The organism is Bifidobacterium sp. A11 (assembly GCF_000499185.1).
Classification (GTDB): Bacteria; Actinomycetota; Actinomycetes; order Actinomycetales; family Bifidobacteriaceae; genus Bombiscardovia; species Bombiscardovia mizhiensis.
On the sequence record NZ_AWUO01000004.1, the window covers coordinates 59249 to 80855 of the forward strand.

Consider the following 21607-nt stretch of genomic DNA (forward strand, 5'->3'; position numbering starts at 1 on the left):
AACTGTCTTCATTCTAAGGCAGAATCAACACGAATAACCTTGCGTCGTCGCCAAAGTATGGTAGATTCTCTGTGGTGATGAAAAGCCCCCGTATCCCAATTGGTAGAGGAAACGGCCTCAAAATCCGTGCAGTGTGAGTTCGAGTCTCACCGGGGGCACGATAAAGCGAACCCCATCCGTCTCTCATCGGTTTTCGCTGAAGCGCGGATGGACTTTCAGGAAACGAGGTTGAAAGTGGCTTCAGAGAGTAAGAACCGCAGCGATTCCCCCGAAGGGCGGACCGTGGTTGTGGCGGAGGACGAGGCTTTGATCAGGCTCGATACCGTCGAAGCTCTCGAGGATGCCGGCTATGACGTGGTCGGTCAGGCGGCCAGCGGCCAGGAGGCCATTGATCTGACCCGCGAGCTGAGGCCCGATGTAGTCGTGATGGACGTGAAGATGCCCGGCACGGACGGCATTACCGCTGCCACTGAGATCGGCAAGGAGAACCTCGCCCCGGTGGTTATGCTGACGGCTTTCTCCCAGCAAAGCCTGGTCGAGAAGGCGGCTGATGCTGGAGCAATGGCCTACGTGGTCAAGCCCTTCGCTCCGGAAAAGCTGCTGCCGGCCCTCGAGGTGGCTATCTCACGCTTTGACCAGATCAACGCCCTGAAGGACGAGGTCACAGACATGAAGGCCCGTTTCGAAGCTCGCAAGCGGGTGGATCGGGCCAAGGGTCTGCTCATGGAGAGCATGGGCATGACCGAGTCCGAGGCCTTCCGTTGGATCCAGAAGACCTCCATGGACCGCAGGCTGACCATGCAGGAGGTGGCCGACGTGGTCATCAACAACGTGGCCAACCAGAACGACCGTTAGCCCTCCTATGGAAGACCAGACGAAGAAGCAGGACAAGGACGGCCGCACCCTGCTGGTCGTCGATGGACATTCGCTGGCCTTCCGGGCCTTCTATGCCCTTCCCGTCGAGAGTTTCACCACTTCGACAGGGCAGCCAACCAACGCGGTATGGGGCTTTGCCACCATGCTGGCGGATGTTATGGCCAAGGAGAAGCCCACCCACATGGGTGTGGCCTTTGATGTCAAGGGGGGCACCTTCCGCAATGTCATGCTGCCCCAGTACAAGGGCACCCGTGAGGCCGCCCCCAAGGAACTGCTGAGCCAGCTGCCGCTGATCCAGGATCTGCTCAAGGGACTGGGCATCACCTATATCGAAAAGCCTGGCTACGAAGGCGATGACATCATCGGCACGCTGGCCACCATGGGGGAGCAGGCCGGATTCAAGACCCTGGTCCTGTCGGGTGACAGGGATGCTTTCCAGCTGGTGGACGACGACATCACCGTGCTCTACCCCGGCCACCATTTCAAGAACCTCAAGCACATGACCCCCCAGGCGATTATGGATCGCTACAAGGTGACCCCGGAGCAGTATCCGGATCTGGCTGCCATGCGCGGCGAGGGGGCCGACAACATCCCTGGCGTGCCGGGTGTGGGCGACGGTTATGCCGCCAAGTGGATCAACAAGTACGGATCCTTGGATTCCATTCTGGAGCATGCCGACGAGATCGGCGGCAAGAAGGGCCAGGCCCTGGCGGAGAACGCCGACCAGGTGCGGCTCAACCGGAAGGTCAACGCCCTGGTGCGCGATCTGGACCTGGGTGTGAAGGTGGAGGATCTGCGTTTCGGCACCATCCACACGGATCAGGTTCTGCCCATCTTCGAGCAATTGCAGTTCGGCCCCCAGACCCGCAAAAAGATTCTGCGGGGCTTCAATACGGTAGCCGATTACGATTACTCTCCAGCCTCGGCACTGGTCGATGTCAGCAACAAGCAGGAGGAGTTCGTCCAACCCGAGCGCGATAAGGTGGAGTCTGCCGACCAGCTGCGGGACTGGTGCGAGAAACATCTGCCCGACAAGGCCCTTTGCCGGCGTTCGGGGGACCATGTCAAGGCCATGGCCGAGTCCTTGGACAAAATCAAGGACATCGGCGACTCCGACCAGAATGCCATGCGCTGCAGCGAGGCCATGAAGGAGCACTGGGTTCTCCACGCCATCGGCTGGGCCAAGCACGGCGACTATGGTCTGGAGGAGCTGGCCATTCTCTCCATGGACGGGCACGGCCTGGTCCTGATGGCAGAAGACATAGACGAAGATATGCGTGGGGCCATCCAGGAGATGATCGACCAGCGGATCGGCACCTGTGTGGTCCATGGCTACAAGGAGCATCTGCATCTCTTGGAGAGCCAGGGGTTGCATATGCCTCTGCCCCTGTTCGACACCAAGCTGGCAGGCTACCTGGCTGAACCTGATTTTCACGCAGACAACCTGGAACAGGCCGTCGCCCATTTCCTGGCCATTCCCGTGGAGGAAGAACCTGAGGCCACCCAGGGGGCCCTGGCCCTGGACGGGCGAGAGGACGAGGACGAACGTCGGCGAGGGACCCGGATTCTTCGCCAGGCGCAGTACGTCATGATGGTTTCCGAGCGTCTGCAGGAGTTGATGGACGAGCGTCACCAGTACGGCCTGCTGCGCACCATAGAGCTGCCCACCTCCGCAGTCCTGGCGCAGATGGAGACCGAGGGCGCCAAGGTGGACGATGCCCGCCTGAAGGAGATGCACGACCGGTTCGCCGCCGAGGCCCGCCAGGCCCAGGAAATCGCCTGGGATAGGGCCGGCAGCCGTGTCAACCTGCAGAGCCCCAAGCAGCTGAGCAAGGTGCTCTTCGACGACATGGGCCTGGTGCCCACCCACAGGACCAAGACAGGCTCCTATTCGACCAACGTCTCGGTCCTGCAGGACCTCTACATCAAGTCGGTCAACAACGAGCGCGCCAACGACTTCCTGGGCGCCCTGCTCAAGCACAGGGAGACCAACAAGCTCAAGCAGATCGTGCAGACCCTGCGCGAGGCTGTCAATCCACGGGATGGACGGCTGCACACCACCTACGAGCAGACTGTGGCGGCCACCGGACGGCTGAGCTCGGTGGATCCCAACCTGCAGAACATCCCCAACCGGGATGCCCGGGGTCGTGAGATCCGTTCGGCCTTCGTGCCAGGCAACGGATACGAGGCCTTGCTCTCTTCGGACTACTCCCAGGTGGAGCTGCGGATCATGGCCCACCTTTCCGGGGATCAGGCCCTGATTGACGCCTTCAAGTCTGGCGCGGACTTCCACCGGTACGTGGCCAGCCTGGTCTATGACATCCCCATGGAGGAGGTCACCGGAGACCAGCGCTCCCACGTGAAGGCCATGAGCTACGGGCTGGCCTATGGACTGAGCACCTATGGCCTGGCCCAGCAGCTTAAGATCAGCCCGGCTGCGGCTGACGTGCTGCGTGCCAAGTACTTCGCCACCTTCGGCAAGGTTCATGAGTACCTGGAGTCCCTAGTGGCCGATGCCCGGGAGAAGGGTTACACCGAGACCATGTTCGGGCGGCGGCGCTACTTCCCTGGGCTGCGCTCCAAGCGCCGTCCCACCCGCGAGGCCTCCGAGAGGGCCGCCCTGAATGCGCCCATCCAGGGGTCGGCTGCCGACATCATGAAGATCGCCATGATCAAGGCCAGCCGTGCCTTGTCCGATCAGGGGCTGAAGAGCCGCATCTCCCTGCAGATCCACGATGAATTGCTGGTGGAGATCGCTCCCGGCGAGACCGAAAAGGCCACCAAGCTGGTCAAGGATTCCATGGAACATGCCGTTGAATTGGCCGTACCTCTGGATGTGTCCACCGGCATCGGCCAGGACTGGGAGCTGGCTGCTCACTGACCTGACATGGGGTGGCCCGAGCCTAGTAGGATCCGAGGAGGGATCATCATGCCTGATGAACAGGATGAGGTTCAGAGGCCTTCGGTGCCCCTGGGCCAAGTGGTGGATCTGCTGGAGGGGCTTTACCCTCTGGACTACGCGGAGGACTGGGACCATCCAGGTTTGGTGGCGGGGGATCCGTCCTGGCCAGTCAGACGAATCTGGTGTGCTGTGGACCCTCGGCCCGATGTGGTTCAGGAGGCTCTGGACCACAAGGCCGACCTGCTGATCACCCACCATCCGCTCTTCTTCAGATCGGTCCACCAGGTTTCCGGCCTGGACTTCCGCGGGGATATGATAACCAGACTGATTGAGGGCCACTGCGGGCTCTGGGTGGGGCATACTAACGCTGATGCCGCTTACCGTGGTGTGGCCCAAGCCGCTGCCGATGCTCTTGATCTGCAGGAGGCACAACCGCTGGCCCCTCAGCCGGTCTCAAACCGCGATCTGCACGCCGATCAGGGAATCCAGGTGGGCCTGGGTCGTTGGGGACGGCTTCCCAAGCCCACGCCATTTGAGGATTTAGTCCGTACTGTGGCGGGCCTCTTGCCCAGGACGGCTCTGGGTGTTCAGGCGGTCGGTCCGTCCGAGGCCATGGTCTCCACAGTCGCCCTGCTGCCCGGATCGGGGGACTCCGAGTTCGACCTGGTCCGGTCTACGGGGGCCGATGTCTACATCACCAGCGATTTACGCCATCACCCTGCCACGGATGCCCACCAACAGGCCCTCTATGAGGCCCGGATGGCCGGTCGGCCCAGTCAGCCCAGACCCATGCTGATCAACACCCCGCATTCGGCCATCGAGAGCCTCTGGTTCCGCTATGCCAAGGGAGACATTGCTAGGGCCTTGGAGACTGCTACCGGTGTTCGCCCGCAGGTGGAGGTCTCATCCATCGTCACCGATCCCTGGACCATGGTGGTGCGTTGACAGCTGAGGGTTGATGGTTGAGGAGGAGCGATTTCATGAGCGATGAAGCACAGGATCTGCAGGCACGATTGGCCGCCAGACTGGACGGCCGCGATGGACAGGGGCCCAAGGGCATCGATATGACCCGCGCTCCTGAGCTGATGGATGACAGAGAGGTCTTTCGCGGCCCGATATTCGTTATCGACCAGCAGCAGGTGGCCATGTTCAGGCGTGACGGTTCAAAGGAAACCATCGACCGGCAGCTCATCCGTCACGACCCCTGCGTGGTCATGCTGGTACACGACTGCGCTGCCGATGCCTATCTGCTGACCCGCGAGTACCGGGTGGGTGCCCAGGCCTATGTCTTTGGCCTGCCGGCCGGCTTCATCGACCCGGGGGAGAGCCCCGTCAAGGCCGTCCTGCGCGAGCTGCGTGAGGAAACCGGTCTGGTGCCCGGGCCAGAGGGTGCGCCGGGCTCAGAAAGCCACCTGGATCCGGAGGATGGTTGGATCGATGCCGCTCCCGATGTCTACTCCTCCCTGGGCATGAGCGACGAGCTCGGCCACATCGTGGTCCTGCATCTGCGTCGCTGGCACCAGGGCTCCACTGACTTCGACCCAGGCGAGCACATCCAGTCGGCCTGGGTCTCCTGGCAGGAGCTCTGCGCAGCTGGAGTCGCCGATGCCAAGGCGGTGGTGGCCATTCAGCATGAGGCTATCCGTCGCCTGCAGAAGGATTAAGGTTCAGGCATCAAGGACTGTGATTGGGCGAGTAGAACATACCAGTGGTATGATAGGTTCTTGTCAGAAAAGATGGTCATGTCAGAATGATCAGGCATTGTTGCGCTGACAGGGAAAGGAGCACTGCATGGGTACGCCGAAGGATCCCGAAGGACATCGCAATCAGATCCTTGATGTAGCTCAGCGGCTCTTCCTGGAAAAGGGATACGACGGAACCAGCATCCAGGACATCGTCGACGGCCTGGGTGGAATGACCAAGGGAGCGGTCTACTACCATTTCCCCTCCAAGACGGCTATTTTCCGCGCGGTTACCGAGCGCATGGCCTCGTCCTCATCCCAGGGAGACTGGCTGGGCGACTGGCCTGGCGAGACCGGGTTGGAGAAGCTGCGCAACGAGCTGATTGCCTCCCTGTCGGCATACTCGCGTCTCGATGTCACCTTCTCCGCCAGAACTCTGCTGAAGAGTCCCCGCATGGTAGGGGAGATGTACCTGAAATCCATGGACAGGATTGTGGACGTGATCACCCCTTATGTCCGTGAAGGTGTGGAAGACGGCTCCATCGCCCCATGCAATCCCGAGGATCTGGCCCAGGTGCTCTACATCCTGCTCAACATGTGGATAGGGATTCGATTCTCGACCATGACCCGGGACCAGGTGGTCTCCAAGTTCACCCTGTTGGCGGATATGCTCAGGGGGATAGGGGCGCCTGTCGTCGATGATCGGGTTATTCGCGCGGCCGTGCATTTGCACGCACATCTGAAGAGCAATCCTTTGACTGCCACCAGCGGGGAGTCCACGCAAGAGGAATCTGAGAAGAATCAGGATCAAGGGGTCTCTTAGAGCCGATAGATCTCTTAAGGCCAAAGGGCTCTGGCTACAAGCAAGATTCGGGCACTCAACGAGTAATGGTTTTTGTTTCCACCAAACATACCATCGGTATTTTTTGAAGGGAGTTTTATGCAGGTGCTGAAGGCGGACGGTATTGTCCAAGTATTTGAAGGCAGGGAGGTGCTGTCAGGACTGGATTTGACCCTGGGGCGGGGCGAGATTCTGGGCTTGCTGGGTGCCAACGGGGCTGGCAAGTCCACGCTGTTGAAGATTCTGACCGGAATGCAGAGGCCTGTCGGCGGTCGGGTCCGCTTTCTGGGGAGGCCTCTCAGCGAAGACTACCCGGGCAATCTGGCCAGGATGGGAGTGTCCATCAACGAGCCGGTCTTTTATGAGTCCCTCAGCGCTAGGGAGAATCTTGAGATTGATCTGACCTACCTGGCATTAGCAAACCGGGAGCATAAAGATGCCGAGCCTACCAGGAACAGCCAACTTTTGGAGAAGGTCGGTTTGGCCGCCGATTCAGTCACGCCTGTCGGCAGGTATTCCATGGGTATGAGGCAGAGGCTGGCCCTGGCCAGATGCATGGGCCATCATCCTGACCTTTACCTACTGGACGAGCCGCTCAACGGACTGGACCCTGTGGCCATCGAACGGCTGCGAGACAGCCTGCGCAGCTTGGCAGCCCAGGGGAGTGCAATCCTCTTTTCAAGCCACATTCTCTCCGAGGTGTTGCGCACGGCCGACCGCGTGATGGTCGTGGCGGACGGCAGAGTCAGCCTGCGGGCCAGCGTGCCGGAACTGCTCAATCAGGGCCAGAAGTCCGCCGAGAGAACTCTGATCAAGGCTATGGAGGGCTGATATGAGGACGCTGTTGAAATTGGAACTGAAAAAGACCAGGCTATGGCCCTGCATCTTCGGGGGGCTGGCTGTAGTGGCCGCAGCCTTGGCCATCGGAGGCATGTTCCTGGCCATTGGCCACACAAGCGGCCGGTCTGACCCTCGGTTGTCAAGTCTGGCCTTCGTGCTGCAGATGGCCATGGTCATCCTTCTGGCGGGCTTCTCTTTGGTAGCCGCTGCCCTCTGCAACCTGGTCTTCATCGAACCCTACACGGGGAGGAACCTGGCGCTCACCCTTTCATGCCCCATATCGCGAGGCCGAATCCTGCTGGCCAAGCTGGTCTTCGTCGGCCTCTTCACGGCGCTTTCCTACTTGGCGGGGACGGCCATCACCCTGACTGTCATCTTGCTGATCGACCGTCTTGTGGGTTCGCTTGAAACAGGCTCACCGAGCAAACTGGTCGGACAGGTTCTTTTCATGCTGGTTACCAGCCTTGTCGGACTGGTGGGGCTTGTCGGCATCGCCCTCTCTATAGGCTTTTGGAAGCGCTCGCTGTCCATCATGTTCGCAGTCCTGTTTCTGCTGGACGCTGTAGTGGGCAACCTGCTCTCCCTCTCCCCGCTACTGTCTGCGCTGGTGCTTCTGGTCATCTTTCTGGCTTCTCTACCGGCCTGGTGGCTGCTTCACCGAACCCTCATGAAGATCGAACTGCCCTGATCGGCGGTTGACCATGCAGGAGCTTCTGAAGAACAAGCCTTTCGTAACCATGGTTCTGGCCAGTCTCTTGAATACGGTCGGAGGTGAGCTCTTCAACATCGTCTTCATCGTCTATGCCCAGACCATGCCCTTTGCCGGACTGGCCGTCTCCATAGCCTCAATGGCCTGGGTGGCTCCAGCCCTGACGGCCATTCTGACCGGATACCTGGCCGACAGGACCGTGCACAAGACGCGGATGCAAGTGGTGATCAAGCTGGTTCAGGTGTGTATCTATCTGGTTATTGCCATAATGATCGGCAGGTCCAAGAGCCTGCCCGTCTTCCTGCTGCTGGTGGCCATGGACATGGCATCTTCCATGCTGGAGGGGTATGCAGGCAGTCTGTGGATGCCGATCCTCAAACATCTGGTCCTGCCTGGCCAGCTTCACCAGGCGACTTCAATGACCTCTGCTACCTCCAGCGTTGCGGCCGTCATCAGTGCAGGTGGAGGCGCAGTGTTGATTGCCCTCCTGGGCAACAGATTTGCTGTATTTGCGCTGATCAACGCCCTCACCTTCCTTCTGGCGGGGATTCTCGTGGCTGTTGGCTATAGAAAATTCGCCAGGACGGAGGTCTCAGTCAATGGCTCACCTGTGGGCAAGCATGTGGGACTAGCATCCAGCCTCCATGTGACCTTGGGGGAGTTCCGCCACTCCGCCTTTCTGTTTCTGATGGTGGCTTTCGGATGCATGATCAACCTTCTGGGGACGGCCCTGCAACCCCTGCTCAATCTGGGGCTTATCTCCATGCCCGAGGTCCGGTGGGGAAGCTACGGCACGACTATTGCCGCCGTCAACGGCATCTCCTCCCTGGGACTCATCCTCGGTGCACTCATTGCTGCGGATCCTCTCAGGCGGTTACCTATGGCCCACCTGCTGACCGGCGTCATGGCCGCAGCTGCCGTAGTAGGGGTCAATCTGGTCTGGCTGCGCATCCCTGCCCTACTGTTCTTTCCTCTTCTGGCCATGAACTATCTTCTGGGCAAGATCAATCCTAGGTTCATGACCATGCTCATCAGCACGATGGCCGAGGACCACTTGGCAGCAACTATGGGAGTGGTACAGACTGTCATGATGATCGGAGCACCTCTGGGGCAGATGGTCTTTCTGACGCTGGGTAATCTGGTCGGCATCCCCATCACCATGTCTATTTATGCGAGCTTGACGGGCCTTCTGGCCCTGGCGATTTTCTCTGCGGGATTGCTGGGCATGAATGCCAAGGATCCGACTCCCGAAATGGGACGGAAGCAAAAGTCGGGCTAGCCGGATTTGAACCGGCGACATCCTGCACCCAAAGCAGGCGCGCTACCAAGCTGCGCTATAGCCCGGCGCCCATCGCTGTCACTGCATGGGCACAATGAATCAATATAGCACAGGGTCGAGTCCCGGCTGGTCCTGCGAGGATGAGCAGGGAGCGGGGACAGCTCTGCGCCTGCGGTTACCATGGTGACCATGACAGTGGAAGAGACATGGGCGGCGCCGCAGGCCGATAGTCCTTTGGATGCAACGGTGACCATACCGGGGAGCAAGTCCCTCTCGAACAGGTATCTGATCCTGGCGGCCCTGGGAAGTCGTCCGGTCAGACTGACTGGTCTGCTCAGATCGCGTGATACGGACCTGATGATCGGGGCCCTGGAGGCCCTCGGCGTGGACTGTCGGGTTGAGCCGGACGACCCTACAAATGTAACGGTCATTCCACCGTCAGGCGGACGTTTCCGTGGCGGTGCTCGGGTAGACTGCGGACTGGCTGGAACCGTCATGCGCTTCGTGCCGGGCCTGGCCATGCTGGCTGATGGCCCCACGCACTTCGATGGAGACCAGCAGGCCTATCGACGCCCTATGAGGCCTCTCCTGGACGGCCTGACCCAGCTTGGAGCAAGGATCGAATACCTGGGTCAGGAGGGCTTCCTGCCCTTTGTGCTCACACCCCCGAATCGCCTGGTGGGCAGGGAGGTGACTATAGACTCCTCGGCATCCTCCCAGTTCATTTCCGGCCTCCTGCTGCTGGCTGCCAGGGCTGATGGCACTATGACCATCGTCCACTCTGGTCAGCATCTGCCCAGTCTTCCGCACATCGCCATGACTGTTGAGGATCTGCATCAGGCTGGAGTCCGGGTCCAGGCCAATCCCGACCGCTGCAGGTGGAGCGTTGAAGGCAGGGGATCTGCTGGGACGCAGCTGCCCGATCGGGTCCAGGTGGAGCCCGACCTGTCGAATGCAGCCCCCTTCCTGGGAGCGGCCCTGATAGGAGGCGGGCAAGTCAGTGTGCCCAACTGGCCAGAACGGACCACACAGCCAGGTGGCTTGCTGCCCGAGTATCTGAAAACCATGGGCGCGAAGGTAGACATGGTTCCTGATGGGCAGGGTAGCGCCATCTGTCGGGTGACCGGGGGGGAAGCCATTCATGGACTCGGCGACTTCGACCTGTCCCCAGCAGGGGAGATCGTTCCCTCTATTGCGGCCATCCTGGTCTTTGCCGATGGGCCCAGCCGTCTGCACGGCATTGGCCACCTGCGCGGTCATGAGACCAACCGGCTGAAGGCGCTGGCCACCGAAATCAGCAGAATAGGCGGCCAGGCCCGTGAGCTGGACGATGGCCTGGCCATCGAGCCCGTGCCTGTGCACAGTATGCAAGGGGCTGTCATGGAGACCTATGCCGACCACCGTATGGCCACCTTTGCCGCCATGATCGGGCTCAAGGTACCTGGTATTCGGGTGCGCAATATCGGCACCACGGCCAAGACCATGCCCGACTTTCCGGGTATGTGGAAGCGAATGCTGGCAGGCGAGGGCCAAGGTTGAACCACAGCGATTCGAGCGAAAGGAGCCGTGTTATGAGCATCGAGGCTGAAAGGCAGACCTGGCAGGAGGATCTGGACCTGGCCATCGCCATGGCTGACCAGGCGGATCAGGTCACCGTGGGCTACTTCAAGTCGCCGGATCTTAAGGTGGAACGCAAGGCGGACAATACTCCGGTCACCCAGGCCGACAAAGAGGCGGAGGCAGTGATTCGTCGCGTTTTAGCCCAAGCAAGGCCGAACGATACCATCTATGCCGAGGAGCTGGGAAAACAGGAATCCAACGGCAGGAGGTGGATCATTGATCCGATTGACGGGACCAAGAACTATGTGCGCGGAGTACCCGTCTGGGCGACTCTGATCGGCTTGGAGGTAAACCATCAGATGGTGGTCGGCGCGGTATCGGCCCCCATGTTGGGCACCTGCTGGTACGCTGCGCAGGGTCAGGGAGCCTACATGGCGCGCCAGGGCGAAGCTCCCCAGGCCATCCACGTATCAAGAGTGGACCGGATGGAAGACGCCTCCATGTCCTTGTCATCGCTGACTGGATGGAAGGCCATAGGCCGCCGGGAGAGGCTTCTCGACTTGACCGATCGGATCTGGCGGCTGCGCGGATTCGGCGACTTCTGGCAGTACATGCTCCTGGCCCAGGGTGCCATCGACCTGGCGGCCGAGCCGGAACTTGACCTCTATGACATGGGTGCCTTGGTTCCCATCGTGACCGAAGCCGGTGGCAGCTTTACTGACCTGGCGGGCAACCCGGGTCCATGGGGTGGCAATGGCCTTGCCAGCAACGGTCTTCTACACAAGGAAGCCCTGGCAGCCTTGGGCGACTGACACATATGACTTATAGAAGAAGGTTGGTGACCACAGCAATGCATGTGATCACCAGCCTTCTTGGTTCTTAGAACCGAACCCTGATCTCAATCATCCCTCATTCGACCATCAGTCGGGTTGAGGGGGCAGGTCCGGTCAGCGGTCAGGCCTGGAACTTGTTGCCGTAGGCATCGCCCTGGCTGGCGACGACCTCGGCCTGACGGGCGATGGAGAGCTCCTCGTTGGTGGGAATAACGCAGACGGCGACCGTGCTGTCTGGGGTGGAGATGATCCGGGCCTCCTTGGAACGCTGGTCGTTCTTCTCCTGGTCCAGTTTCACGCCGAAGGGCTTCAGCTGCTCGATGACCTGGCGACGTACGATCTCATCGTTTTCGCCCACGCCAGCCGTGAAGGTGATGGCGTCCAGGCCGCCCATCTGGGCCGTGTAGTTGCCGATGTAGCCGACGATGCGGTGGACATAGATATCCAGGGCCAGCTTGGCATCCTCATCGCCCTCGGCGATCAGCTTGTGTACCTCGCGCATATCGCCGTGGCCGGTCAGGCCGGTCATGCCGGAGCGCTTGTTGAAGAGGGTGTCCAGCTCATCCACGCTCATGTGGGCGTTGCGGATCAGGTGGAAGACAACGGCAGGGTCGATATCGCCGGTGCGGCCGCCCATGACCAGGCCCTCCAGGGGGGTCAGTCCCATGGAGGTCTCGACGGGATGTCCGGAGACCTGAGCCGAAGCGGAAGCCCCGTTGCCGATGTGCAGGACGATCTGCCGCAGGCCCTCTGCAGGCTTGCCCAGGAGGCCTGGAACCAGCTGGCCCACATACTGGTGGCTGGTGCCGTGGGCACCGTAGCGACGGATGTGGTACTGCTTGGCGATGTCCTTGTTGAGGGCGTAGGTGGAGGCCTTCTTGGGCAGTTCGAAGAAGAAGGAGGAATCGAAGACGAAGACCTGCGGGGTCTGCGGCATCAACCGGCTCATGACCTCGGCGCCCTCAGCCTCGGGCCCGTTGTGCAGGGGGGCCAGCACGGCCAGATCCTTGACCTGGCTTAGGGTCTTCTTGGTCAGGAGGGCAGGCTTGGGGAAGATGGCTCCACCCTGGACGACACGGTGACCAACGGCGATGATGCCGGCCTTGTCCAGATCAGGGCCGTACTCCTTGAAGAAGCCCAGGACGCGCTTGAGTCCGGTCTCATGGTCGTGGATGGGCTCCTCAAGCTCATGCTTCTCGCCGTTGACCTCGTGCTTGTAGTGGCCGTCGGTGGGCTCGCCGATCTTCTCGACCAGACCGGAGGCCAGGCTCTGGCTGGTCTCCAGATCGACCAGCTGGTACTTGATCGAGCTTGAACCCGAATTGATGACTAGGACGGTTTTCGCCATTGGGGCATCCTCCTGATGTGCTTGTATAGAGCCTGCGCTCTTCAATCAGTCTTCAAGATTACTCGTCGGCCCTTACAAGCCGCGGTATATAGCCAGGCCGACATGGTTTTGGGGCTGCTACCGGAACCTTCTTGGAGATAGGATCCAGCAGCAGCCCCAGAGGTTCATATAGACCTTATGGGGACGGCGATCAGTCCTGGGCCTCGACGGCGGTCAGAGCCACGGTGTTGATGATGTCGGCTACCAGAGCGCCGCGCGAGAGGTCGTTGACCGGCTTGTTCAGCCCCTGCAGGACCGGTCCGATGGCCAGGGCTCCAGAGGTGCGTTGTACGGCCTTGTAACCGATGTTCCCGGCGCTCAGGCTGGGGAAGACGAAGACATTGACCGTTCCGGCAACCGGATCACCCTTGGCCTTGGTGGCTGCCACGGTGGGCGACCAGGCCGCGTCGAACTGGATGGGGCCCACGATGGGCAGGTCCGGCGCCTTCTCCTTGGCCAGGCGGGTGGCCTCTTCAACCAGGTCGACATCCGGACCCTTGCCCGAGCCCAGGGTGGAGTAGGAGAGCATGCCCACGCGCGGTTCTACGCCGAAGGAGCAAGCGGTTTGTGCCGACTGGATGGCGATGTCGGCCAGTTGCTCGGACGACGGGTTGAGGTTGATGGCGCAGTCGGCAAAGACCGCCACATGGTCGGGGAAGCACATGAGGAAGGCTCCGGAGACCAGCGAAGCGCCCGGCTTGGTCTTGATCACCTGCAGGGCTGGACGGACCGTGTTGGCTGTGGAGTTGATGGAGCCGGACACCAGGCCGTCGGCCTTGCCCAGCACCACCAGCATGGTGCCGAAGTAGGAGGGATCGGCCAGTTGCTTGCGTGCCTGCTCCGAAGTCATGCCCTTCTTGGCACGCAGCTGGCAGAGGCGATCAACCATGGGTGCCAGCACCTGCTCGTCATCCATGGGCTGGAAGGAGGCCTTGTCCAGGTTGTTGAGGCCAAGCTCCTTGCCGCGGGCCAGAATTGAATCCTTGTCGCCCACGATGATCAGGTCGACGATGTTCCGCGCCAGCAGGTAGTCGGCCGCCTTGATGATGCGGTCCTCGCTGCCCTCGGGCAGGACAATGGTTTTCTTGTTGGCCTTGGCCTTGGCCAGCAGGTCGTTCTGGAATGCTACAGGAGTGGTGGCCTTGGGGCTGGCGGCGTCGGCGGCCTTCAGCACCTGGTCGACATCCACCTCCTGCCGGAATGTCTGGCTGGTGGCCTGGCGGGCCTGATCGGCGGACGGATCCGTGTCGAAGTCCATCTTGGAGACGGTCCAGGTCGGCAGGTCGTATTGATGGAAGGCCTCGGTAAGCGGCGCCTTCTGTTCGGGCTGGCATCCGGTGATGAAGACACCGGCGAGTACGGCTCCCTGCGCCTCGATGGTTCGCCGGCAGGCGGCCACAGTCTTCATGACCTGACCGGGTTCCCTGCCGATGGTGCAGACGGCCAGCATGACCGGGGACCTCAGGTCGGCGGCGATCTGCGCGTTCAGGGCAAACAGGCCGGGGTCGAAGAGCTTTGAGGCATCGCTGCCCACGATCAGGACGCGTTCAGGATGGGTGGACTCCACCAGTCCGTCATAGGCATTGAGGACATCGGCCCGGGTCTGCATGGGATCCTCAGTGGCGTGCCCTGGGCACTTGCCACGACAGATCTCTGGATCCGTGTCAGGGAATGAGCTGGCTGCAACTAGTTCCGGGGTCAATGGGTGCTTCCTGCAGGCGATTGGCCTGAATACGGCCGTTTTGGCTTTGGCGCTCAGGGCCTTGGTCAGGCCGTAGGCCACGACATTGCGGCCGTTGGCGGCTTCTGGGCTGATGATGGTGATGCTTGCAAGACTCACTGTGTCTTCTCCTGTCCGGACGTGGTTGCCTTGATGACTGCTTTGTTCACAACCTTGTCCAGTATACAGAAACCGCCCGCCATGCGGGCTGCGCATGACGGGCGGTTCCAGAGTCGGATCAGCGTATCACTCGTTGTCTCCGGCGGTCGCGGCGGTGGCGGAGATGGTCTCCTGGCCGGCGCGGTTGGCATCGGGCCAGACCCAATCGGTGTAATCGGGATGGTCGTAGCCCTTGTCCACGGCGAACTGGAAGGCCTCGTCACGGAACTTGGTCCACTTGTCGATCTGGTCGGCGTACTTGCCGGCGTCCGCCAGCTTCAGGGCGGAGGCGGCCAGGCACCAGCGGTCCATGTTGTTGACGCGCACCATGTCGAACGGCGTGGTGGTGGAGCCCTGCTCCTCGTAGCCATGCACGGAGAAGTTGTCGTGGTTGGGACGTCCGTGGATCAGGCGGTAGATGGAGCCGGGGTAGGCGTGGAAGGCGAACAGGACCGGCTTGTCCTTGCTGAAGAGCTCGGTGAACTCCTCGTCGGACAGGGCCTGATCGTTCTCCTCGGTGTCCTGGATCTTCAGCAGGTCGACCACGTTGACGAACTGGACCTTGAGGCCCAGCTTCTGCAGCATGTCGTCGGCGGCCAGGGCCTCCTGGGTGGGGATGTCGCCCGCGGTGGCGATGACGACATCAGCGTCCTCGGCATCCTTGGCGTTGGAGGCCCAATCCCAGCGGGCGGCCCCCTTCTCCAGCTCGGCGGCGGCCTCGTCCACGCTCTGGTAGGTGGCGGCGGGCTGCTTGCCGGCGAAGATGGCGTTGATGCAGTTGGTCGACTTGTAGCAACGCTCGCCCACGTTCAGCAGCATGTTGGCGTCGGCGGGGAAGTAGATGTTGACCACGTGATCGTTGTTGAAGTTCTTGTTCAGCAGGATGTCGACGAAGCCGGGATCCTGGTGGGAGAACCCGTTGTGGTCCTGACGCCAGACGTGCGAGGTGACCAGGAGGTTCAGTCCGGCGATGGGCTTGCGCCACGGGATCTCGCGGACGGTGGCCTCCAGCCACTTGGCGTGCTGGTTGATCATGGAGTCGATGACGTGCACGAAGGACTCGTAGGAGCTCCAGATGCCGTGGCGTCCGGTCAGCAGGTAGCCCTCCAGGAAGCCTTCCATCTGGTGCTCGGAGAGCTGCTCGATGACCTGGCCGGTATGGGCCATATGCTCGTCGGTCAGCTCCGACAGGTAGTCGGCATCCCACTGCTTGTTGGTCACTTCGTAGGCGGCAGCCAGACGGTTGGAGGCCGTCTCGTCAGGCCCGAAGATGCGGAAATCGGTGGGGTTCTTGGCCAGCACGTCGCGGGTGTAGTAGCCCAGGACGCGGGTGGCCTCGGTGGCGCCCCAGCCATGGCCGTGCTTCTTGACGTCGATCTCGTAGTCGTGGATGTCAGGCAGCTCCAGCGGCTTGAGCAGACGCCCGCCGTTGGCGTTGGGGTTCTCGCCGATGCGCAGGTCGCCCTTGGGCATGAAGCTGGTGACCTCAGGACGCAGGGCGCCCTTCTCGTCGAAAAGCTCCTGGGGCTTGTAGGAGGCCAGCCAGTTCTTGAGGACCTGGAAGTGGGCCTCGGTGTCGCGGGCGGAGGTCAGCGGCACCTGGTGGGCGCGCCAAGAGCCCTCGGTCTTCTTGCCGTCGATGAACTTGGGGCAGGTCCAGCCCTTGGGGGTGCGGAAGATGATCATGGGGTAGAAGGGACGGGTCATGTCGTCGGTTTCGGCCCGGGCCTTGATGTCGCAGATCTTGTCGAAGACGGTCTCCAGCATGTCGGCGAAGCGACGGTGGATGGACAGATGATCCTCGTCGTCGAATCCGGCAACGAACTCGAAGGGCTCATAACCCATGCCATGGAAGTACTCGTGCAGCTCTTCATCGGAGATGCGCGAGAGAATGGTCGGGTTGGCGATCTTGTAGCCGTTCAGGTGCAGGATGGGCAGGACGATGCCGTCGGTGCGGGGGTTGACCAGCTTGTTGGACTGCCAGCCGGTGGCCAGAGGGCCGGTCTCGGCCTCGCCGTCGCCCACGATGCAGGGCACGAAGAGGCTGGGGTTGTTCATGATGGCGCCATAAGCGTGGGAGAGGGCATAGCCCAGCTCGCCGCCCTCGTGGATGGATCCGGGGGTCTCAGGCGCGAAGTGGGAGGGGATGCCGCCCGGGTAAGAGAACTGGCGGAAGAACTTCTGCAGGCCAGCCTCATCGTTGGTGATCTTGGGGTAGTACTCGCTGTAGGTGCCATCCAGGTAGGACTGCGAGGTGCCGGCGGGGCCGCCGTGGCCGGGGCCCATGATGATTACGGTGTTCTGCTGATGGTCGGCGATCAGACGGTTGATATGGCCCAGCAGGAAGTTCAGGCCGGGGGTGGTGCCCCAGTGGCCGACCAGACGATGCTTGACATCCTCCCGAGTGAAGGGCTCCTTCATCAGGGGGTTGCTGCGAAGATAAATCTGTCCGATGGAAAGATAGTTGGCCGCCCGCCAATACTTGTCGACGGCCTCGAGGGTCTCCTCGGCGATTGGGGTCTCCAGCTTCGCCCAAGGGGTGCCGATAACAGGATTCGTCATGTGTACTCCTGCACTTTAGTGCGATTGTTTATTTACCTCGGTTACGGGCTTGTACAGTGTCATTCCAGGCATCTGCCGGGTCCGTACCCAATGCCTACATGGTACGTGAACGAGCAGACTTTTCTGAACGTTTTCTTGCAGTGTGTGTTCGCTCTTGTGAGAAAATGCGAGGGAATTGTCTGCTTGCAGACGTGAACCTCCATCGGGGCTGCCGATCTGGGCTCAATGACGGTAGCATTGTCGAAAACTGCAACCATACTGGACTTGTTCGAGGGCCTCGAATCGTCGCTCCCGGGCATCCATGACAGATACAGCATACTTATATATAAGGAGTCTTATGGCACAGGGTCCCGTCCTGGTGGTCGATTTCGGTGCGCAGTACGCCCAGCTGATCGCTCGTCGAGTCAGGGAGGCGGGGGTCTACTCCGAGCTGGTGCCTCATTCGATGAGCCTGGACCAGATGCTGGCCAAGGATCCCAAGGCGGTCATCCTTTCCGGCGGACCGGCATCCGTCTACGTGGACGGGGCACCTACCATAGACAAGAGGATTTTCGAGGCGGGGGTGCCCGTGCTGGGCATCTGCTACGGCTTCCAGGTCATGGCCCATGAGCTGGGCGGCGAGGTGGACAAGGCGGCCCTGGGGGAGTACGGCAAAACCGAAGCCTTCATCGACAGCGCCAAGGGAATACTGCAGGATTCGCCCGCCCGGCAGGATGTGTGGATGAGCCATGGCGTCGCCGTTAACCGTGCGCCTGAAGGCTTTGAGGTTCTGGCGCATACCGAGGGTGCTCCGGTGGCGGCCATGCAGGATCTTTCACGGGGGCTATACGGGGTCCAGTGGCATCCCGAGGTGACCAACACCCCTCTGGGGCAGGATCTGATTGACCGCTTCCTGCACCAGTGCGCCGGACTGCCGTCGGACTGGAACGCTTCGGGCATCATCGAACATCAGGTGGAGAAGATCCGTCGCACGGTGGGTGATGACCAGGTCATCTGCGGCCTGTCGGGCGGCGTCGATTCAGCTGTAGCGGCTGCCCTGGTCCACAGGGCCGTCGGCGACCAGTTGACCTGCGTCTTTGTGGATCACGGTCTGCTGCGTAAGGGTGAGGCCGAGCAGGTCAAGCATGATTTCGTGGCTGCCACTGGTATCAAGCTGATTGCCGTGGATGCCTCGCAGGACTTCCTGACCGCCCTCAAGGGCGTTTCTGAGCCTGAGCGTAAGCGCAAAATCATCGGGGAGAAGTTCATCCGCACCTTTGAAAAGGCCCAGCGGCAGGTGATTGAGGAGGCCGGCAAGACCGGTAAGGAAGTCAAGTTCCTGGTGCAGGGCACGCTCTACCCTGACGTGGTCGAGTCTGGTGGTGGAGACGGAGCGGCCAATATCAAGTCCCACCACAATGTGGGTGGTCTGCCCAAGGACGTCAAGTTCAAGCTGATCGAGCCTCTGCGTACCCTCTTCAAGGATGAAGTCCGGGCCATCGGCACCGAACTGGGCCTGCCTGACCAGATCGTCTGGCGTCAGCCCTTCCCGGGCCCTGGTCTGGGCATCCGCATCATCGGCGAGATTACCCAGGAACGTTTGGAGACTCTGCGTGAGGCTGATGCCATCGCCCGCGAGGAGCTGTTCAAGGCTGGGCTGGATCGGCAGATCTGGCAGTGCCCGGTGGTGCTGCTGGCCAATGTGCATTCGGTAGGTGTGCAGGGCGACGAGCGCACCTATGGCTCGCCGATCGTGCTGCGTCCTGTTTCCTCTGAGGATGCCATGACCGCCGACTGGACGCGTCTGCCCTATGATGTGCTGTCTACTATTTCCACGCGGATTACCAACGAGTGCCCGGGCATCAACCGCGTGGTCCTGGACTGCACCTCCAAGCCTCCGGCAACCATCGAGTGGGAGTAAGGCATCTGGGCTGATAAGCCGTATGGCAACGCATCATATGGCTTATCAACCCATTCAGCTGGTTTCTAATCACTTGAGCACCGATAGCTAATAGAAGAGTTCAGGTGCTGCAATTCGTCGTTTACTTTTCGATGATGGCCGCGTTGATCCGGTCAACCAGCTCACGGGGATGTTCCACCCCGAGCACCAGTCGGTCATAGCGCTCACCCTTGAGTTGGATGACAATGGGACTTTCCGGTCTGGTGACATTCCAGAATGTCTTTTCCCCGTGCTCAATGTATGTGCCGGCCCATTTACCGGGAACATGAAGGCCGGGCGCACGCAGGCCTTTGGCATCATCAAGAAAGCCCGGATCCTCGCTCGCACCCAGAACATGCTCAAGCGGCACGGCCAGTTTCCCCTTGAACGACCACATCTTATCCAAGCCCTGCGGTTCAACTTCCAGCGTCCGCCCGACAATTGCCACCTTGTTGTTCATGACTTGCTTCTTTCGTCATCAGACTGCAACCGAATATGTGCACGCTGTAGCAGCGTCTCGCCAAGGAGCGTGGCGATATCAAGGGCCACAGCATTAGTATCGTCAGATCCCGAGCTGGACAGCTTTACCAGGTAATCCCTGACCAGCCCACGAACCTCAAGATCATGATCTGACAGCTCCATGAGTGCCACCAATACCAGATTGAGCACTCCTGAATCGCCCGACTCAGAATCCGTTGCATCACGTAGCGCAGCCACGAACATGCCACGCTTGCTGCCGAAGGCACCATAGAGACTGCCCCGAAGCAGACCCGTGGCCTTGACGAGGGCATCAATCGACGTTCCCTCATAGCCATGCTCCAGGAAAGCCTCGCGGGCACGGGCAAGTACCTCATCATCATCGAAACTTCTCTTGCGACCCATGCCCGTCAAGATAGCATTAATTGACTAATCAGTCAAAAATAATAAATGGTTATTAGATGGGCGCCTTCAATGAGCGTTCGTATTCCTGCAGCCATTCCTTAGTTACTGGTTCGATTCGTGTTCCGCCCTTACCGTCCGGATTGGCCATAAGTATGCGTATCGGTTCGCCCTTCTGGGCTGTGCAGAAGGTGAATTCCACGTTGGTGGCGACCCCCCATTCACCTCTCTTGTTGAGAGCGATCATGGAGATCTCGCCGACCTTGCCGTAGCGGTTCCTCAGGAGGTCGTCAAATTTGTAGACTGCGGAATCGCAGGCTTCCTGTGGGGTCAATCCGCTTCCCATCAGGGCAACGATCCGATAGGAGAGGCACCCTTTCATGATGTCTTCTCCCAGCCCGGTGGCGGCCGCCCCTCCGATGGCGCTGTCCACATAAAAGCCCGAGCCGGGTAGGGGAGAATCGCCTACTCTGCCAGGTTCCTTCATGAAGAGCCCCGAGGTTGATGTGCCGGTAGCCATCGAACCGTGCGCATCCAAGGAGATGGTCCCGACCGTATCGTGCCCTCGATAGGGACCGGCAGACTCCGGTGTTGTGGTCTTGGCGGCTTCCTGCTCCCAACGCTTTCTGGCCCTGTCCGTCAGCATATTGCGCATTTCGAACCCGCTGACCTGGGCGTAACGGGTCGCCCCTTGCCCGACCAGAAAGCTGCTGGTATGGCGTCGACTCAGCTGCCTGGCCACTGATATGGGATGGAGTACATGCTGGATGCCGGCCACAGCGCCCATTGCCATGCTGTTCCCGTCCATGAAGGCGGCGTCCATCTCCATCTCACCTTCCCGATTGGGTAAAGCACCATAACCGACGGAGGTGTAATCGGGGTTGGCTTCAACCTCTCGGATCAGCGCCTCGACAGCATCGCCCGCCTGGCCACCCTCCTCAAGACCGGAACTTGACTTGACCATCCCTTCATAGGCCATCCGCCATGTAGCAATAGAGGCCCAGGTGGACTGATCGTGGCTGACTATCTGTGGGGATGAATCACTCATTTCCATGGTTCTTTCTGTCGGTGCGGTCGTTGACTGCTCTTGTGAGGAGCACAAAACTGTTTTTAAGCAGAAGAGCAGGCGAGACCTCAGCCGGTCGATGAATGATCGAGCTGATGGACCATGCTCCTGAGGGGACAGCCGTAAGTAGCGGGCTTACCTCGCCCGCATGCAGACAGCAACGATGTCCTCTGCCTTATCTCTTCTGTCAATGATAATTAATAAAGATACTTTTGTTTCGGAATGTCTTGTCAGCGCTCCAATCTTCTGATAAGTATGAGATTTTGCATACATGCCTTAAGGCTGATTTAAAAGGCCGAGTTCCAACAATTAGTTTGGTGATCACTGGATGGCAGATCCAGCCGATTCGGCCTGACGCAACACCTTCGGCATGTACAGTTTCCAATTTGATATA

The 21607-nt window shown here is 60.4% G+C and carries 17 protein-coding genes and 2 tRNA genes; 12 read left to right on the forward strand and 7 right to left on the reverse strand.

The window, feature by feature from the left end; all coding sequences use genetic code 11:
- The first annotated feature begins 84 nt into the window (after positions 1 to 84).
- From P273_RS0104860 to P273_RS09810, 9 genes are all read left to right on the forward strand, one after another.
- Positions 85 to 158 (forward strand) — tRNA-Leu (locus P273_RS0104860).
- A 76-nt stretch (positions 159 to 234) separates the two neighbouring features.
- A complete protein-coding gene (locus P273_RS0104865) occupies positions 235 to 855 on the forward strand; it encodes an ANTAR domain-containing response regulator (RefSeq protein ID WP_227028570.1) in 621 nt (206 codons plus the stop codon).
- A 7-nt stretch (positions 856 to 862) separates the two neighbouring features.
- Positions 863 to 3757, forward strand: a complete 2895-nt coding sequence (gene polA / locus P273_RS0104870; protein ID WP_024627357.1) for a DNA polymerase I — start codon at positions 863 to 865, stop codon at positions 3755 to 3757.
- Between the two features lie 48 nt (positions 3758 to 3805).
- Complete coding sequence (locus P273_RS0104875) at positions 3806 to 4723, forward strand: Nif3-like dinuclear metal center hexameric protein (protein ID WP_051354134.1); 918 nt, start codon at positions 3806 to 3808, stop codon at positions 4721 to 4723.
- 35 nt (positions 4724 to 4758) lie between these two features.
- A complete protein-coding gene (locus P273_RS0104880) occupies positions 4759 to 5442 on the forward strand; it encodes an NUDIX hydrolase (RefSeq protein ID WP_024627359.1) in 684 nt (227 codons plus the stop codon).
- Positions 5443 to 5569: 127 nt separating this feature from the next.
- On the forward strand, positions 5570 to 6283 hold the full coding sequence (locus tag P273_RS0104885; protein WP_024627360.1) for a TetR/AcrR family transcriptional regulator: 714 nt from the start codon (positions 5570 to 5572) through the stop codon (positions 6281 to 6283).
- A 117-nt stretch (positions 6284 to 6400) separates the two neighbouring features.
- On the forward strand, positions 6401 to 7132 hold the full coding sequence (locus P273_RS0104890; protein WP_024627361.1) for an ABC transporter ATP-binding protein: 732 nt from the start codon (positions 6401 to 6403) through the stop codon (positions 7130 to 7132).
- A gap of 1 nt (position 7133) precedes the next feature.
- Positions 7134 to 7829, forward strand: coding sequence for an ABC transporter permease (locus P273_RS0104895; RefSeq protein ID WP_024627362.1), 696 nt, complete (start codon positions 7134 to 7136; stop codon positions 7827 to 7829).
- Between the two features lie 13 nt (positions 7830 to 7842).
- Positions 7843 to 9129, forward strand: a complete 1287-nt coding sequence (locus tag P273_RS09810; protein ID WP_024627363.1) for an MFS transporter — start codon at positions 7843 to 7845, stop codon at positions 9127 to 9129.
- Here the strand turns inward: P273_RS09810 and P273_RS0104905 are convergent.
- Positions 9121 to 9194, reverse strand: a tRNA-Pro gene (locus P273_RS0104905). The genes P273_RS09810 and P273_RS0104905 overlap by 9 nt on opposite strands.
- Before the next feature lie 115 nt (positions 9195 to 9309).
- Between P273_RS0104905 and aroA the strand changes: the two genes are divergently transcribed.
- Positions 9310 to 10668, forward strand: a complete 1359-nt coding sequence (gene aroA / locus P273_RS0104910; RefSeq protein ID WP_024627364.1) for a 3-phosphoshikimate 1-carboxyvinyltransferase — start codon at positions 9310 to 9312, stop codon at positions 10666 to 10668.
- Between the two features lie 32 nt (positions 10669 to 10700).
- Positions 10701 to 11501, forward strand: a complete 801-nt coding sequence (hisN, locus tag P273_RS0104915) for a histidinol-phosphatase (protein ID WP_024627365.1) — start codon at positions 10701 to 10703, stop codon at positions 11499 to 11501.
- A gap of 142 nt (positions 11502 to 11643) precedes the next feature.
- On the opposite strand, the gene P273_RS0104920 is transcribed toward hisN, so the two are convergent.
- The 3 genes from P273_RS0104920 to P273_RS0104935 all read right to left on the reverse strand — a co-directional run bounded on the left by P273_RS0104920 (position 11644) and on the right by P273_RS0104935 (position 17350).
- On the reverse strand, positions 11644 to 12870 hold the full coding sequence (locus P273_RS0104920) for an acetate/propionate family kinase (RefSeq protein WP_024627366.1): 1227 nt from the start codon (positions 12868 to 12870) through the stop codon (positions 11644 to 11646).
- Between the two features lie 190 nt (positions 12871 to 13060).
- Positions 13061 to 14749, reverse strand: a complete 1689-nt coding sequence (gene pta, locus P273_RS0104925) for a phosphate acetyltransferase (RefSeq protein WP_024627367.1) — start codon at positions 14747 to 14749, stop codon at positions 13061 to 13063.
- A gap of 126 nt (positions 14750 to 14875) precedes the next feature.
- A complete protein-coding gene (locus P273_RS0104935) occupies positions 14876 to 17350 on the reverse strand; it encodes a phosphoketolase (protein ID WP_024627368.1) in 2475 nt (824 codons plus the stop codon).
- Between the two features lie 337 nt (positions 17351 to 17687).
- On the opposite strand from P273_RS0104935, the gene guaA reads away from it, so the two are divergent.
- On the forward strand, positions 17688 to 19250 hold the full coding sequence (guaA, locus tag P273_RS0104940) for a glutamine-hydrolyzing GMP synthase (RefSeq protein WP_024627369.1): 1563 nt from the start codon (positions 17688 to 17690) through the stop codon (positions 19248 to 19250).
- Between the two features lie 121 nt (positions 19251 to 19371).
- Here guaA and P273_RS0104945 read toward each other — a convergent pair whose 3' ends face one another.
- The 3 genes from P273_RS0104945 to P273_RS0104955 are packed head-to-tail and all read right to left on the reverse strand — an operon-like array spanning position 19372 to position 21195.
- Complete coding sequence (locus P273_RS0104945) at positions 19372 to 19728, reverse strand: hypothetical protein (protein WP_024627370.1); 357 nt, start codon at positions 19726 to 19728, stop codon at positions 19372 to 19374.
- A complete protein-coding gene (locus P273_RS0104950; RefSeq protein ID WP_024627371.1) occupies positions 19725 to 20150 on the reverse strand; it encodes a TetR/AcrR family transcriptional regulator in 426 nt (141 codons plus the stop codon). Before P273_RS0104950 ends, P273_RS0104945 begins: the two co-directional genes overlap by 4 nt.
- 52 nt (positions 20151 to 20202) lie before the next feature.
- Positions 20203 to 21195 carry a N(4)-(beta-N-acetylglucosaminyl)-L-asparaginase gene (locus P273_RS0104955; RefSeq protein ID WP_024627372.1) on the reverse strand — a complete coding sequence of 331 codons (993 nt, stop codon included), beginning with the start codon at positions 21193 to 21195 and terminating at the stop codon, positions 20203 to 20205.
- Positions 21196 to 21607 lie beyond the last annotated feature (412 nt).

What these genes read in the sequence shown, in the direction of transcription:
- polA (WP_024627357.1), top strand. Translation starts at nt 863, where the DNA reads ATGGAAGACCAGACGAAGAAGCAGGACAAGGACGGCCGCACCCTGCTG.
- P273_RS0104875 (WP_051354134.1), top strand. Translation starts at nt 3,806, where the DNA reads ATGCCTGATGAACAGGATGAGGTTCAGAGGCCTTCGGTGCCCCTGGGC.
- P273_RS0104880 (WP_024627359.1), top strand. Translation starts at nt 4,759, where the DNA reads ATGAGCGATGAAGCACAGGATCTGCAGGCACGATTGGCCGCCAGACTG.
- P273_RS0104885 (WP_024627360.1), top strand. Translation starts at nt 5,570, where the DNA reads ATGGGTACGCCGAAGGATCCCGAAGGACATCGCAATCAGATCCTTGAT.
- P273_RS0104890 (WP_024627361.1), top strand. Translation starts at nt 6,401, where the DNA reads ATGCAGGTGCTGAAGGCGGACGGTATTGTCCAAGTATTTGAAGGCAGG.
- P273_RS0104895 (WP_024627362.1), top strand. Translation starts at nt 7,134, where the DNA reads ATGAGGACGCTGTTGAAATTGGAACTGAAAAAGACCAGGCTATGGCCC.
- P273_RS09810 (WP_024627363.1), top strand. Translation starts at nt 7,843, where the DNA reads ATGCAGGAGCTTCTGAAGAACAAGCCTTTCGTAACCATGGTTCTGGCC.
- aroA (WP_024627364.1), top strand. Translation starts at nt 9,310, where the DNA reads ATGGTGACCATGACAGTGGAAGAGACATGGGCGGCGCCGCAGGCCGAT.
- hisN (WP_024627365.1), top strand. Translation starts at nt 10,701, where the DNA reads ATGAGCATCGAGGCTGAAAGGCAGACCTGGCAGGAGGATCTGGACCTG.
- P273_RS0104920 (WP_024627366.1), bottom strand. Translation starts at nt 12,870, where the DNA reads ATGGCGAAAACCGTCCTAGTCATCAATTCGGGTTCAAGCTCGATCAAG.
- P273_RS0104935 (WP_024627368.1), bottom strand. Translation starts at nt 17,350, where the DNA reads ATGACGAATCCTGTTATCGGCACCCCTTGGGCGAAGCTGGAGACCCCA.
- guaA (WP_024627369.1), top strand. Translation starts at nt 17,688, where the DNA reads ATGGCACAGGGTCCCGTCCTGGTGGTCGATTTCGGTGCGCAGTACGCC.
- P273_RS0104945 (WP_024627370.1), bottom strand. Translation starts at nt 19,728, where the DNA reads ATGAACAACAAGGTGGCAATTGTCGGGCGGACGCTGGAAGTTGAACCG.
- P273_RS0104950 (WP_024627371.1), bottom strand. Translation starts at nt 20,150, where the DNA reads ATGGGTCGCAAGAGAAGTTTCGATGATGATGAGGTACTTGCCCGTGCC.
- P273_RS0104955 (WP_024627372.1), bottom strand. Translation starts at nt 21,195, where the DNA reads ATGAGTGATTCATCCCCACAGATAGTCAGCCACGATCAGTCCACCTGG.